The sequence below is a fragment of the Arthrobacter sp. NicSoilB4 genome, from assembly GCF_019977335.1.
Lineage (GTDB): Bacteria > Actinomycetota > Actinomycetes > Actinomycetales > Micrococcaceae > Arthrobacter.
Map to the genome: position 1 here is coordinate 1,840,568 of NZ_AP024653.1, position 13,167 is coordinate 1,853,734.

Annotated in this window: 13 protein-coding genes; 6 read left to right on the forward strand and 7 right to left on the reverse strand. The window is 66.2% G+C overall.

Annotation, left to right across the window (positions count from 1 at the left end; translation table 11 throughout):
- The 5 genes from dctA to LDO13_RS08250 all read right to left on the reverse strand — a co-directional run bounded on the left by dctA (position 1) and on the right by LDO13_RS08250 (position 6,267).
- Complete coding sequence (gene dctA, locus LDO13_RS08230; RefSeq protein ID WP_224049502.1) at positions 1–1,515, reverse strand: C4-dicarboxylate transporter DctA; 1,515 nt, start codon at positions 1,513–1,515, stop codon at positions 1–3.
- A gap of 142 nt (positions 1,516–1,657) precedes the next feature.
- Entirely contained in the window at positions 1,658–2,755 is a 1,098-nt protein-coding gene (locus LDO13_RS08235; RefSeq protein ID WP_224049503.1) for a tartrate dehydrogenase, read from the reverse strand.
- A gap of 124 nt (positions 2,756–2,879) precedes the next feature.
- Positions 2,880–3,794 carry a LysR family transcriptional regulator gene (locus tag LDO13_RS08240; protein WP_224049504.1) on the reverse strand — a complete coding sequence of 305 codons (915 nt, stop codon included), beginning with the start codon at positions 3,792–3,794 and terminating at the stop codon, positions 2,880–2,882.
- A gap of 157 nt (positions 3,795–3,951) precedes the next feature.
- Entirely contained in the window at positions 3,952–5,052 is a 1,101-nt protein-coding gene (locus LDO13_RS08245; RefSeq protein ID WP_224049505.1) for a serine hydrolase domain-containing protein, read from the reverse strand.
- Positions 5,053–5,097: 45 nt separating this feature from the next.
- Entirely contained in the window at positions 5,098–6,267 is a 1,170-nt protein-coding gene (locus tag LDO13_RS08250; protein ID WP_224049506.1) for a serine hydrolase domain-containing protein, read from the reverse strand.
- A 186-nt stretch (positions 6,268–6,453) separates the two neighbouring features.
- Here LDO13_RS08250 and LDO13_RS08255 point away from each other — a divergent pair, with 186 nt between their 5' ends.
- The 6 genes from LDO13_RS08255 (at position 6,454) to LDO13_RS08280 (ending at position 11,898) form a co-directional block, all read left to right on the forward strand.
- Positions 6,454–8,256, forward strand: coding sequence for an SLC13 family permease (locus LDO13_RS08255; RefSeq protein ID WP_224049507.1), 1,803 nt, complete (start codon positions 6,454–6,456; stop codon positions 8,254–8,256).
- A gap of 269 nt (positions 8,257–8,525) precedes the next feature.
- Positions 8,526–8,975: an SRPBCC family protein gene (locus LDO13_RS08260; protein ID WP_224049508.1), complete on the forward strand. Its 450-nt coding sequence runs from the start codon at positions 8,526–8,528 to the stop codon at positions 8,973–8,975.
- 24 nt (positions 8,976–8,999) lie between these two features.
- Positions 9,000–9,368 (forward strand): DUF1801 domain-containing protein, encoded by a 369-nt coding sequence (locus LDO13_RS08265; protein ID WP_224049509.1) that lies wholly within the window; start codon positions 9,000–9,002, stop codon positions 9,366–9,368.
- A gap of 177 nt (positions 9,369–9,545) precedes the next feature.
- Entirely contained in the window at positions 9,546–10,136 is a 591-nt protein-coding gene (locus LDO13_RS08270) for a ferritin (protein WP_224049510.1), read from the forward strand.
- A gap of 82 nt (positions 10,137–10,218) precedes the next feature.
- On the forward strand, positions 10,219–10,524 hold the full coding sequence (locus LDO13_RS08275) for a DUF1905 domain-containing protein (RefSeq protein WP_224049511.1): 306 nt from the start codon (positions 10,219–10,221) through the stop codon (positions 10,522–10,524).
- A gap of 108 nt (positions 10,525–10,632) precedes the next feature.
- A complete protein-coding gene (locus LDO13_RS08280; RefSeq protein WP_224049726.1) occupies positions 10,633–11,898 on the forward strand; it encodes an MFS transporter in 1,266 nt (421 codons plus the stop codon).
- Positions 11,899–11,959: 61 nt separating this feature from the next.
- On the opposite strand, the gene LDO13_RS08285 is transcribed toward LDO13_RS08280, so the two are convergent.
- Both LDO13_RS08285 and LDO13_RS08290 read right to left on the reverse strand, forming a co-directional pair.
- Positions 11,960–12,487: an antibiotic biosynthesis monooxygenase gene (locus LDO13_RS08285; RefSeq protein WP_263422153.1), complete on the reverse strand. Its 528-nt coding sequence runs from the start codon at positions 12,485–12,487 to the stop codon at positions 11,960–11,962.
- A 126-nt stretch (positions 12,488–12,613) separates the two neighbouring features.
- Positions 12,614–12,973: a carboxymuconolactone decarboxylase gene (locus LDO13_RS08290; RefSeq protein ID WP_224049512.1), complete on the reverse strand. Its 360-nt coding sequence runs from the start codon at positions 12,971–12,973 to the stop codon at positions 12,614–12,616.
- Positions 12,974–13,167 lie beyond the last annotated feature (194 nt).

The window sequence follows — 13,167 nt, forward strand, 5'->3', positions numbered from 1 at the left end:
TCAGACGGTCTCCGAGTAGGCAGGGGTGCGGTCCTTGGCGAGGGATGAAGTACCAGAGTGTCCTGTGTGCCGGGGGCCGGTTTCCTCGAGCGCCTGGCGGCTGTATTCGGTCAATTCATCGTCGAGGTCCGTGGCGCCGCCGGGCTGGCTCTGCCCTTCACCCGGCATGGGCTCAACGGTTTCGCCGGCGAAGACGCGGCGGGCGCGGTCAGCGTCCAAGGTGCGGTCCCACCAGGCAATGAACAAGGTGGCGACGGCGTTGCCGGTGAAGTTGACCAGGGCGCGGCACTCGGACATGAACTTGTCGATCCCGAAGATGAGCATGATGCCGGCTGCCGGGATGGTGCCAAGGGTGGTCAACGTGGCAGTCAGGGCGATGAAACCGCCGCCGGCGACGCCAGCTGCCCCCTTGGAGGTCAGCAGCATGACCGCCAGCAGGCCCAGCTGCTGGCCGAGTGTCAGGTCTGTGTTGGTGGCCTGGGCGATGTAGAGGGCCGCGAGGGAGAGGTAGATCGCGGCGCCGTCGAGGTTGAAGCTGTAGCCGGTGGGGACGACGAGCCCGACGGTTTCCTTCTTGACGCCTGCGTGTTCCAGCTTGCGCATCAGGCCCGGGAGGGCCGGTTCCGCGGTGGACGTGCCCAGGATGAGCATGTACTCCTCCTTGAGGTGGCGGATCATTGTGAAGATGTTCAGCTTCAGGAAGGCCATCACGGAGCCGAGGACGATGACAACGAAGAGGATGGAGGTGATGTAGAAAAGGGCAATCAGTCCGCCCATGCTGGTGAGGGAGGTGACGCCGAATTTGCCCACTGCGTAGGCCATCGCACCGAACGCGCCGATCGGGGCGGCCTTCATGATGAAGCCCAGGATCTTGAACATGACCCCGGTCAGGCGCTGCACGCCGTCCAGGACGGGGGCGCCGACCTTGCCCATGGCATTCAGGGCGATGCCGAAGACCACGGCGATGAAGATGATCTGGAGGATGTCTCCCTCAACGAAGGGGCCAACGATGCTGTTAGGGATGATGTGGGTGAGGAACTGCCACCATTCCTGGTTCTGCCCGGCGTCGATGAGCTTGGCGGCTGACGCGGAAGTCTCGATCGAGTCGGCGTCGGCGTTCACCCCGTCGCCCAGGCGGAACAGGTTGATCGCGACCAGGCCGAAGACCATGGCGAGGATGGTGCCGACCTGGAAGTAGGTCAGGGCCTTCAGACCGGTCATGCCGACCTTCTTCAGGTCAGCGACGCTGGCGATGCCGCCGACGATGGTGAGGAAAACGATCGGGCCGATGAGCATCTTCATCGAATTTACGAAGGTCGTGCCGATGGGTTCCATGGCAATGCCGACGGTCGGTGCGAGCCAGCCGACCAGGATGCCGCAGACTATGGCGGTCAGTACCCAGAAGTACAACTGCCTGTACCAGCGTGTTTTGGGCGCCGGGTTCCTGGCTGGTTGCGTCGTGGATGACTGCGTCGTGTCTGCGTATGCCGGGCCGGCGGTGGTGATGTGATCCATGATTCCTACCTCGTTGTGGAATGTCGCTGGAGTGCTGCTGGATGAAGGGGAGCATGACGGAGTGAACGGCGGCGGTTTGGTGCACCGCCGTCCACTCCGGGCTTGGGACTGACTGCCGGCCACCGGCCGGCGCGTGATCCGGTTAGACGGCGGCCAGGCTGCGGGCCAGCGCCGCGATGATCGCCTCGGTTACGTCATCGGTGTTTGCTTCCCCGCCGACGTCGCGCGTCAGGTACCCCGCGGCGGTGGTCTGCTCGATGGCCGCCTCGACCAGGCGGGCCTCGGTGTGCAGGCCGAAGTGGTCCAGCATCAGGGCCGCGCTGGCGATCGCGCCGATCGGGTTGCTGATGCCCTTGCCGGCGATGTCCGGGGCGGAGCCGTGGACCGGTTCGAACATCGACGGGAAGCGGCGTTCCGGGTTCAGGTTCGCGCTGGCGGCCAGGCCGAGGCTTCCCGCCAGGGCTGAGCCCAGGTCCGAGAGGATGTCGGCGTTCAGGTTGGAGGCGACCACAACGGAGAGGTCCTCGGGGTGCAGGATGAATTTGGCGCTCATCGCGTCGACCAGGACGCTCTCTGTGGCCACGTCGGGGTAGTCCAGCGCCACCCGCTGGAAGGTTTCGTCCCAGAGGACCATGCCGTACTGCTGGGCGTTGGACTTGGTGACGGAGGAGACCTTCTTCACCGTCCGGGTCCGGGCGAGGTCGAAGGCGAAGCGCATGATGCGCTCGCAGCCCTTCTCCGTGAACAATGCCGTCTGCAGGGCCACCTCGTTGCCGGGGCCGCGGCCGCTGAGGTTGCGTCCGCCGAGGCCGGCGTATTCGCCCTCACTATTTTCGCGGACAACGATCCAGTCGAGCTCGGTGTGGTCGGCTTTGCGGAGCGGGGACTGGATACCGGGGAGGAACTTCACCGGGCGGATGTTGGCCCACTGGTCGAAGTTCTGCGTGATGTTCAGGCGCAGTCCCCAGAGGCTGATGTGGTCAGGAACGTTTTCCCAGCCGACGGCGCCGAAGTAGATGGCGTCGAAGTCCTTGAGGATCTCCAGGCCCGCCGGGTCCATCATCTGTCCGGTCTTTTCAAAATACCCGCAGCCCCAGGGGAACTCGGTCCATTCGAAGGCGAACTTGCCGCCCGAGTTTTCCGCGAGGGCGTCCAGGACGCGGCGGCCTGCGGAGACCACTTCCTTGCCGACGCCGTCCGCCGGGATGGAAGCGATGCTGAATTTCTGGGTGGCGCTCATGTGCCTACCTCCTCGTTGAGTGTGTTAGCAGCGTCACACTGCTTGTCCTCTTCAAGTAGACGGTCCGGCGCCATGTGGCGTCCAAGACCAAGATTCGATACGGCAAATAGGTTCAGCCTATTGATCAGGCAGGCGCGGCCGTGGATTCCCCGGTGGCCGCCACATGCTGCTCCGCCACTTGCAGGAATGCCCTGGCGGCCGGGGTGAGGCCGTCCTTCCGGCTGAGGATCGCCACGTCCAGATGGGATACCGGCTCGATCAGCAGGGTGCGAAGCCCTGCCTTGTGGGCGGTGGGTGCCCAGGACGACGGCATCACCGCGTGCCCGACGCCGGCCAGTACCAGCGGGAGGATCGACGTCCGGTGCGCCACCTCGACGACGATTTCCGTCGCGACGCCGTGGGCCAGCGCGTCGTCGACGAGCCAGCGCATCAGCGAACCGCGCTGGCTGGCGATCAGCCGGTGCCCGGCCAGATCCTCCCGCTGGATGGCCGTCCCGGGACGGAAGGTATCGGCACTGGGGTTCACGATCAGGATCAACGGCTGGCGCTCCAGGTCCAGAACGTGCACGCCCGGCATGCGGATGGGGGCGGAGGATCCTGCCAGCCCGATCTCGGTGCTGCCGGTGCGCACGGATTCGATGACTTCCTCGGGCGTGAACGCGGCGCTGACGTTGAGGCGCACCGACGGATGCAGTTCGGTGAAGGCTGCGATCATCGATGTCAGGGGTTCGATTCCGGGGGAGGGCATGGTCACGATGTCCAGCCGGCCGCTGCGCACCCCCTTCAATGCCTGGACCGCGGACTGCGCCGCGTCAAGGTCGCGCATGACCAGGCGCGCCGGTCCAATGAGTTCCTTGCCGGCTTCGCTGAGGACCGCACGACGGCCGATGCGGTGGAAGAGCGGCACGCCAAGATCCTTCTCCAGGCCGGCGATGGTCTGGGACAGGGAGGGCTGGGCGATCAGCAGGTGCTCCGCTGCGCGGTTGAATCCGTCGTGGTCAACGACGGCTAGAAAGTACTTCAGCTTTCGCGTGTCCACGCCAGCTCCTTACCGGTCCGGTTCTCGGGCTTCCGGCGCGATCCACGAACCGGGCCGGGGGACCGGAGGAGGCCGCGCTGAAGCGCTAATAGCTTATGCCTATGAGGGTGGACTACCGCAAAGACCGGATCCGCCGCCGTTATAGTGCCGACGGCCGCTACGGCCACGAAGCCGAAACCAGGAGCGCGAAGAGGGGTTCGAAGTCGTACATGCGGGTGCTGTTGCTCATAACGACGACGCCGAGTCCGCGGTCCGGGTAGAGGCGCATGACGTTCCAGAAGCCAGCGCCGGCGCCGAAATGCTCCACCCACTGCTGTGGCGTCTTGGTTGGGCGCCGAAACCAGCCGGTTCCGTGGTCGAACGGCTTGCCCGCCTGGTCGATGGTGCGCATGCGGCGCGCGGACTCGGGGGAGAGGACCCGGGTTCCGTCGATCTCGCCGTCGCGAAGGTGCAGACGGAGGAATCGGGCCGCATCCAGGACGTCGCCCACCAGGCCGCCGTATGCGGGGCCGTCCACGTAGAAGGGGTTCAGTGACAGGTACGGCCCGTGGCGGTCGCCGGCGACCCCGCGAGGCAGCAGGGCGCGCAGCAGGGGGTCTGCGATCCTGGGCGCCCTGATGTAACCGGTCGCTTTGGCCGCGCCGTCCTGATAGCGGAACCCGGTGTGTTCCATGCCCGCAGCCCGCAGGACGGACTCGCGGACATAGCCCTCAAAGGGCTGCCCGGAGGCGGCGGCGATGACCTGTCCGGCGGCAAGGTAGCCGACGTTGGAGTAACTGGCGCTCTGCCCGGCCGGGTAGCGGTAGGCGCGGCGCCTGCCCATCAGGCGGCGGAGCAGGGCACCGGGGTCCGGCGGATCCGCGTCGGCCGCGTGCACCCAGCGAAGGGGCAGCGGGTTGCCGAAACCGGCGGTGTGGTTGAGCAGTTGGCCCACGTTTGGCGTCGTAGTCCCTGGCGCCCGGAGGTAATCGACGTAGCTGCCGGCCGGCGCACTGAGATCGAGGCGACCCTCGTCAACGAGCCGCATCGCAGCAGTCGCCGTGACGATCTTGGACATCGAAAACCACAGGTACGACGTCGACGCGGCCGCCGTCGTATTCGCTGCCAGGTCGGCGAAACCGTAACCTGCGGCGAAGAGCACGCTATCGCGATTGACGACGGCGAGGGAGAGGCCCGGGACGCTGCCCCGGCTCATCATCCTGGTGACTGCCGACGTCAGGCCGCGGGGTGGCGTGCCCGCAGCGATACTTTCGACCACATCACCCATCTCTTCCCGCCCTCCGTCGATGCACTTCTCGCCAAATCAGCAGAGCCGGTCTAGCGTTTCCTGGAGTACGGAGGCCATTTGGCCGTCCCACAACTCCAACTTTTCCGCGGACTCAGGGTCCTCGAGGGGTGTGGGAATCGGAGGAGGCACCAGAGTCATCGAGGCTTGCTGCTGCCCGTCGGCGCTGCTGATTGCGATTGTGCGGTAGGACGAAAAGCCGCCCTTGCCGCCATACCGGAAGTCGTCGGTGCAGCCGGGGGGCCATTTCCAAAGCCCGAGACCGTAGTACGGAAAGCTGCCGGTCGCGGTCATTTCCTTGAGCGAGGTGTCCGACACCAGGTCGCCCCGGAAGAGCGCTTCGAAAAAGTCGTTGACGTCGTGCACGGTGGAGATGGCGCCGAACGCCGGTGACCCGAGGTCCGCCGGCGGCTGCGTGACGTCCAGGCGCTCACCGTGCAACGTGATGTACCCATGGATCACGTCGGGTTCCCCGCGGACTGCCTGGCCGATGGACGTGGCCGCTAATCCCAGCCGGTTGATCACGCCGTCGTGGAGTACCTGCGAATAGGGCTTGCCCCGGAGCTTCTCCAGCAGCTGTCCCAGCGCAAGGTAGTTCGAATCGGAGTAGCGGAACGAACCCACATCCTTGGCTTCCCAGGGCAGCGACGCTGTGAGCTCCAACCCCCGTTGCGTGCTCATGTCTTCTTTGAAAACCCGGGCAACGTCCTCGACGATCTTCTCATTTGCCTCCTGAAAAGTGGGCATGCCAGAGGTGTGGGCGAGCAGTTGCCTGACGGTGATGGGGCCGGGAGGCCGGAGGACGGTCGTGAGACTGTCCAGCATGCCGTTGACGGGGTCGTCGAGCCGGATGAGGCCGTCGTCGACAAGTTTCAGGACAGCGACGGCGGTCATGGATTTGGTGACGCTGGCCACCGACACCCGGTCGTCCGCGCGCGCGGGCTGCATGTCTTCCAGGTCCCGGACGCCGTAGGCCCTGGACCACATGCCTCCCGGCCAGCGCACCTCGGCAACGACGGCTACCGCGCCCTGATTCATGAAAGAGCGCATCGTGAAGTCGAGGGAATCGGTGGGTGCGGGCGCTGTGCCAAATGACGGAGGCGGGACCGGGGTTGCTTCTGTGCACGCGCCGAGAAGCAGCACGAGGGCCACGGCTGCGCCGCCCAGGATGCTGGTCGTGGATCGCATGACACCGCCGTGCCTTGGCCGGACAAGGAGCGGGCCGCAGCCGCGCCGTCCCCGGCCAGAGTCCGTCCGGCGCCGTAGCCCCAGCCCTTTCATTCTAGGAGTGGCCGCCGCACGGGTCGAGCGATTGAATGGTCCGCCCCGGCCGGCTATATCTCGCAGGGGCCGTTCTGGTTTAGCGTGTCCCTCATGACGGACGTAGCTATTACCGTTCTTGTCCTTGTCGTCGCTGTGGCGGCGTTCGTTTGGAACCGTCTGCCGGTCGAAATTGTTGCCCTCGGAGTGGCCCTGGCCCTGTTTGGCACCGGAATTATCACTCTGGACGAGGCGTTCTCCGGATTCGGCAGCGGCACGGTAGTGCTGATCGCCGCACTCTTCGTGGTCGCTGAGGCCGTTGACGCCGCAGGCATCACCACGTGGCTGGGCGGCCTGCTCATCCGGTTCGCAGGCACGAGCCGGGTCCGGCTCGTTCTGCTGATGATGGGCATCACGGCCTTGTTGACGGCGTTTATCAGCATCAACGGGGCGGTCGCTGCGCTGCTGCCGATGGTTGTGGTCCTCGCCGTCCGGCTGGGCCGCAAGCCTGCCCAATTGCTGATGCCGATGGCCTTTGCCGCCCATGCCGGATCCTTGCTGGTGCTCACCGGTTCGCCGGTCAACATCCTGATCCTCAACGCCGCCTTGGACTCAACCGGCCGGGGAATCGGGTTTTTCGAGTTCGGGCTGGTGGGCCTTCCCCTGCTCGTGGGCACGATGGGGCTGGCCGTCTGGCTCGGCCCGAAACTCCTGCCGGACCGCACTCCCGAGGCGCTGCCAAGAGACCTGAGCTCCCATGGGGAAACTCTGATGCAACACTATTTGGGCGGGGACCAGCTGACCCGGCTGCGGATACCGGAAGACTCAGCCCTCATCGGCCTCCCTACCGTGGAACCCCTTGGCGGGCACTCCGCCGGGCTGCACCTGATCAGCGTGCAACGCCCCGACGGCAGGCCCGTCAGCGCCGCCAAGCTCTCGGCGGGGGACCAAATCATCGTGCGCGGCGAGCAGCGGCTCATCGACGACTTCGCCGCGGGGCATGGGCTGGAGCAAGACGACGATGCCACCTGCGGGCTGATCAGCAGCTCCTACGGCGTCGCGGAAGTCGTCGTCGCGCCCCGGTCAAACCTCGTCGGCACGGAGGTTTACCCGGGCATGGTCACCGCCAGCGGCGCGCTGGTGGTACTGGCCCACGAACGTCCGGGGGAGGCTCTTTCCCTGGAGCGCGCCACCGTAAATGCGGGCGACATGCTCCTGCTGCAGGGCGCCTGGTCCGCGTTGGACAAGCACACGGTCGACCACAACGTGCTGCTTGTCGATTCTCCTGATGCCATCCGTCGCCAGGCCGTCCCGCTGGGCCCGGGAGCCGTGCCCGCGCTGATTGTGCTGGCCGCGATGGTCATCCTGCTGGCAACGGGCATTGTCCCCGCCCCGGTTGCCGCCCTGCTGGCAGCCATGGCCATGGTGGTGCTCAAAGTGGTAACGCCGGCGCAGGCCCACCGTTCGATGGCGTGGCAGACCCTGATCCTCGTTGGGGCCATGATCCCGCTGTCTGCAGCCATCACCCAGACGGGGACAGCAGGCATGATCGCGGACGCCATGGTCGCCGCCATCGGCAGCTCCGGGCCCCTGCTGCTTCTCTCGGGAATTTTCGCCGTCACGGCGGTCCTTGGGCAGCTCATCAGCAACACCGCCACGGCGCTGATTATCATTCCGATTTCGCTGTCGGTTGCAGCTGAGGCTGCGATCAACCCCATCACGGTCCTGATGTCCGTTGCGGTCGCATCGTCCGCTGCACTCCTGACCCCCGTATCCACACCGGCCAACATGATGATCATGCAGCCTGCCGGGTACCGGTTCGGAGACTACTGGAAGTTTGGCCTGGCAGTCATGGCCCTGTACGCGGCAGTCGCGATTCTGTTGGTGCCGGTGTTCTGGCCCGTCCATATCAGCTGATCCCCGGACAGTTCCTCAAGGCTAATCCCCACTAAAGAGCAAGGAATGTCCAATACCCTCCCGGCGTCACCGGCATCCGCGGCCACCGGGACGGCCGCAACGGAACTGGCGTTCCAAGGGCGCCACCGGCTTTGGGACCCGCATCCTCATCGAGCTCGCCCGCGGTTTCACCCCGGTCGAGGCACAGTCCCGCACCGAATAGCGGCCCACGTGGCAAGATGAAGGCTCACAACGCGCATGACCGGTCCGAGCCGGTCGAGAGGAATCTGATGGCACACGCCGAAAACGAAATCACCATCGACCGACCCGCAACGGAGGTCTATGCCTACCTCGCGGACGGGTTGAACAACCCGTCATGGCGCAGCAGCGTCCGGAGCATCGCGCTCCAGAGCGGTGCGCCGGGCGAAACGGGCGCCGTGTATAGCCAAACGCTGACCGGCCCCCGTGGCAGGTCCATCCAGGGCGACTACCGGATCACGACCGCAGAACCGGGCCGCAGCCTGGCCTTCGAAGTCATCGCCGGCCCGGCGCGGCCCGAAGGCCGGTATCTGATGACGGAGGAGCAGGGCCGCACCACGGTCCGTTTCATTCTGGATCTCAAGCCCTCAGGCCTCATGAAAGTCCTCGACGGGCTCATCACCAAGACGATGCAGGCCGAAGTCAGCCAGCTTCAGGAGCTGAAGACCGTCATCGAGGATCACGGTCGCGGCGGGCTCTGAGACACCGGGCCGGAGGGAGGAACCGTGGGCGGCACCAGCAACCGCAATCCCGACGTGGACGCATGGTTGGAGGGCTACGAGAACCCGCAGCGTGAGCTTGTGGGCAGGATCAGGGAGTTCATCCTGGCCGTTGACCCCGCCGTGACGGAGGCGATCAAGTGGCAGGCGCCCACTTTTATGTACCTAGGCAATATCGCCTCGTTCTTCCCCAAAGCCAAAAAGAACGTCACGCTGATGTTCCATCAGGGCGCATCCCTGGCCGATCGAGGTGGGCTGCTGGAAGGTGAAGGTGGCGTCTCACGGGTGGCCAGGTTTAGTGACGCTGCCGACTTCGAGGCGAAGAAGCCGGCCCTCCAGGCCGTCATTGAGGACTGGATCCGGGCCCGGTCCTAGTCCGTTGCTGCTGTCACCCCCTGGGCCGCCCGGGGCCCCGCCGTCGGGACAACGGCACGATCTTGACGCGGAGTTCCGAAGCGGAGGAGTCTCGTTACAGGCCCTCGGGCAGCCCGGCCCGGCAGAACCCTGGCGCCCCAGGTCCGCACCCTTGAACACCGACTCGAGGAGGGCGCCATGAGCCCGCAATTCAACGAATTGCTGACCCGCCAGGTCGGCAACGAATTCGCAGCGTCGCAGCAGTACATCGCCATCGCCGCCTGGTTCGACGGGCAGGACCTGCCCCAGCTCGCCAGGCACTTCTACCGTCAGTCGCTGGAGGAACGCAACCACGCCATGATGATGGTCCGCTACATCCTGGACCGCGGCATCAAGATCACCATCCCCGGCATCGACCCCGTCCGTAACGACTTCAGTTCGGCGGAGGAACCCTTGGTCCTTGCACTCGCCCAGGAGGTTGAGGTCACGGACCGCATCAAGGAACTGTTCGCCGCCGCCCGGGCGGAAAACGACCCCCTGGGTGAACAGTTCATGCTGTGGTTCCTCAAGGAGCAGGTCGAGGAGGTGGCATCGATGTCAACGCTGCTCAACGTTGCCCGCCGGGCGGACAACCTTTTCGACGTCGAGACCTTCCTGGCCCGCGAGCGGGTGGGCGACGCCGGCCAGCATGGGGGAGGAGGACACGGGGGACACCGCGGTCACGGAGGCGCCCATGGCGGACCGCCCGAGGACGCCGGCACGCCGGAGGTCGCCGGCGGATCGCTCTAGTGGCGGCATGCCGGCGGGAGCCGGTCCTGGCCGGCGGAAGGACCGCCACACACTCCAACGGCCGCCCTGCAGCGAGTCGGCCATGCCGCTGAGCTATACGTTCACGGCCCGGCTGTGGCTCTACCCGGGAGAAGCCGGCTGGCACTTCCTCACTGTTCCGGACGGGGTTTCGGCCGAGATACGGGAGGACACGGTTGCTCTCCGCCAGGGCTTCGGCTCCATCAAAACCACGGCCGTCATCGCCGGTCACCGCTGGTCCACGTCGCTGTTCCCGGACAGCCGCAGCGGGTCCTACCTGCTTCCGGTCAAGAAGGCCATCAGGGCGGCCGCCGGCATTGAGTCGGGGGACCAGGTCAGCGTTCAGCTCGAGGTGCCCGACGCCGGCTGAACCACGCCGCTGTTCCCCGCGCGAGGACTTGCTGCTCTGGCGCGGGCAGGTGATGGAGGCGAGAATGGGCTGGTGCCCCCACCTCGCCCCGGCGGGGACGGCGAAGTGATGAACGCCGCCGCCCGAAAGATCCAGCGCATCTTTCTCACGTTGACGCTGGGCAATACCCTTGCGGCCTCGTTCATCTGGGGGATCAACACCCTGTTCCTGCTCGACGCCGGACTCAGCAATCTTGAGGCTTTTGCCGCGAATGCCTTCTTCACGGCCGGCATGGTCCTGTTCGAGGTGCCCACCGGAGTGGTTGCCGACGGGTGGGGCCGCCGCGTTTCGTTCCTGCTCGGCACAGCGGTACTGGCCGCATCGACCTACCTCTACTATCTGCTGTGGCAGCTCTCCGCGCCGTTCTGGGCGTGGGCGGTGGTGTCGGTGTTGCTGGGCCTGGGATTTACCTTCTTCTCGGGGGCGGTGGAGGCGTGGCTCGTCGACGCGTTGCGCTTTTCGGGGTACGAGGGCGGGCTGGAGACCGTGCTCGGCCGGGGTCTGATGGTGTCGGGCGTTGCGATGCTCGCCGGATCGGTCGCCGGCGGCGTGATCGCGCAGGCCACCAACCTCGGCGTGCCGTTCCTGCTGCGGGTGGGCGTGCTGCTTGTTATGTTCGCCGTCGCTTTCTGGCTTATGCGCGACGTCGGTTTCACCCCCGAGCGTTCCACCCATCCGCTCCAGGCGACCCGGGCCGTGCTCTCCGCCTCGATCGAGAACGGATTGAAGCACCCGCCGGTGCGGTACGTGATGCTGGCGGCACCGTTCAGCGCCGGCGTCGGGATCTATGTCTTTTACGCCCTCCAGCCCTACCTGCTTGAGCTCTTTGGTGACCCCAGCGCATACTCCGTGGCCGGCCTCGCGGCTGCCATCGTGGCCGGTGCGCAGGTGCTTGGCGGCTGGTTGGCGCCCCGCCTGCGGCTCCTCGTCCGAAAGCGCACCACCGTGCTGATCCTGAGCAGCGCGGTGAGCGCATTGCTGCTCGTGGTGCTCGGGTTCACACGGGATTTCTGGGTTGCCCTGGCGCTGTTGGCGCTCTGGGCCCTGGTCGCCTCGGCAGGCACCCCGGTGCGGCAGGCCTACCTGAACGACATGATCCCCTCGAAGCAGCGGGCAACAGTGCTTAGCTTCGACTCGCTGATGGGATCAAGTGGCGGCGTCGTGGTGCAGCCTGTTCTCGGCCGGGCGGCCGACGTGTACGGCTATCCCGCCTCGGTGGCGCTTGGCGGCGTCATCGAGATGATCGCGGTGCCCTTCCTGCTGGCGAGCCGGCGGCAGCACCCCCGGGCGGACCTGGCCAACGCCTCGACGGCGGAGGGTTCGGCGCAGTCTTGACGCGCCGGGTCCCGGTCAGCTGAGCTCGGGTTGCGCTCCTGCCGACATCAGCGTGCCGACATCAGCGCCTTTTCCGCAGCCACGGCCCCAGCAGCCGGGTGGTGACCGGAAGGAAAATGTAGGTCATGAGCGGTGTGAGGACGCACGTGGCCAGCAGCACCTGCAGCGGCAGGGGCCATTCCCCGGTCAGCGGATGCAGCAGGAAATTGGCCAGAAGACTGAGCGGAAAGAAGGGGAGGAAAATACTGACCATCTGCTTCCAGCGCGGTGGCACCACGGTCTCGGGGACGGTGAGGAGGGCATCGCCGGGCTGCGCGAACCAGCCCTCGATGCCCGTGCGCCGTTCAATTTGCGTCACCTCCACGAGGTCCGCCGCGCTGTCAATCCACCAGCGCCGTTCGTCCGACTGCTCCCAGTCGTGCAGCAGTTCGGCATCAGCAAATCGGTACAACATGTGCCATTCGTTTGAATCCGCGGCGGAGCGGACCCAGCCGGATCCAAGATAGCCGGGCCATTCGCGGGCCAGCTCCTGGCCGGCATGGGCCCAGGCGCTGGCCTGGCGTGTCCGGCCTGGCTGGACTGTACGCACAACTGACACAGTGACGGGCTGGGGACGCAGATCTGGGAGGGTCACAGCACCGATCTTACAGACGGCGCTGATCTTGCGGGCGGCCCGGACCGCCGCCTGCCGGCGTCCGTCGTGGCCAGGAGGGGGTCAGCCCATAGCCCCGGTCCCGGAGTCGGCCCCAAGCTCGGCCTCGAGCTCGGCTTCGATCACTGCTACGGCGAAGCCCAGTGCCTGGGTGAGGTTGCCGGCTGCCGCCACGACCCTGGGGGTGCCGACGACAGGAGCTACGGCGATGAGGATGCCCTGGACGTCCTCCAGGGTGATGCCGACGTCGCTCGCGGTGCCGGCGTTGAGCAAGTAGGAAGCCGGTGGGGCGTCGACAGCCACGAGCGCCGCGATCCTGGCCAGCATGATCTCGCGGTCAGCGAGGTTGCAGCGGTCGATCGATACGGCGGTGATCTCGGCGAGCGCGTCGAGGACGGGGGTTTCTTCTTCGGCCATGGTCATGTCTCCATCTGTACGCGGCGGGTTTGGGCCGGGTGGCGCGACTAATGCTGGCCGCCGCCACCCGTTGCAACGTAGCGCGCCAAGGCGGCGGGGGGCATCACCCGGAGCGGATGAGCCGATCATCCGTTGAGTGCCCCGCCGCGGCGGAGTAGTGTTGCCCCACCGCCAACTCGCACCACCCTGACTCGGGAGCG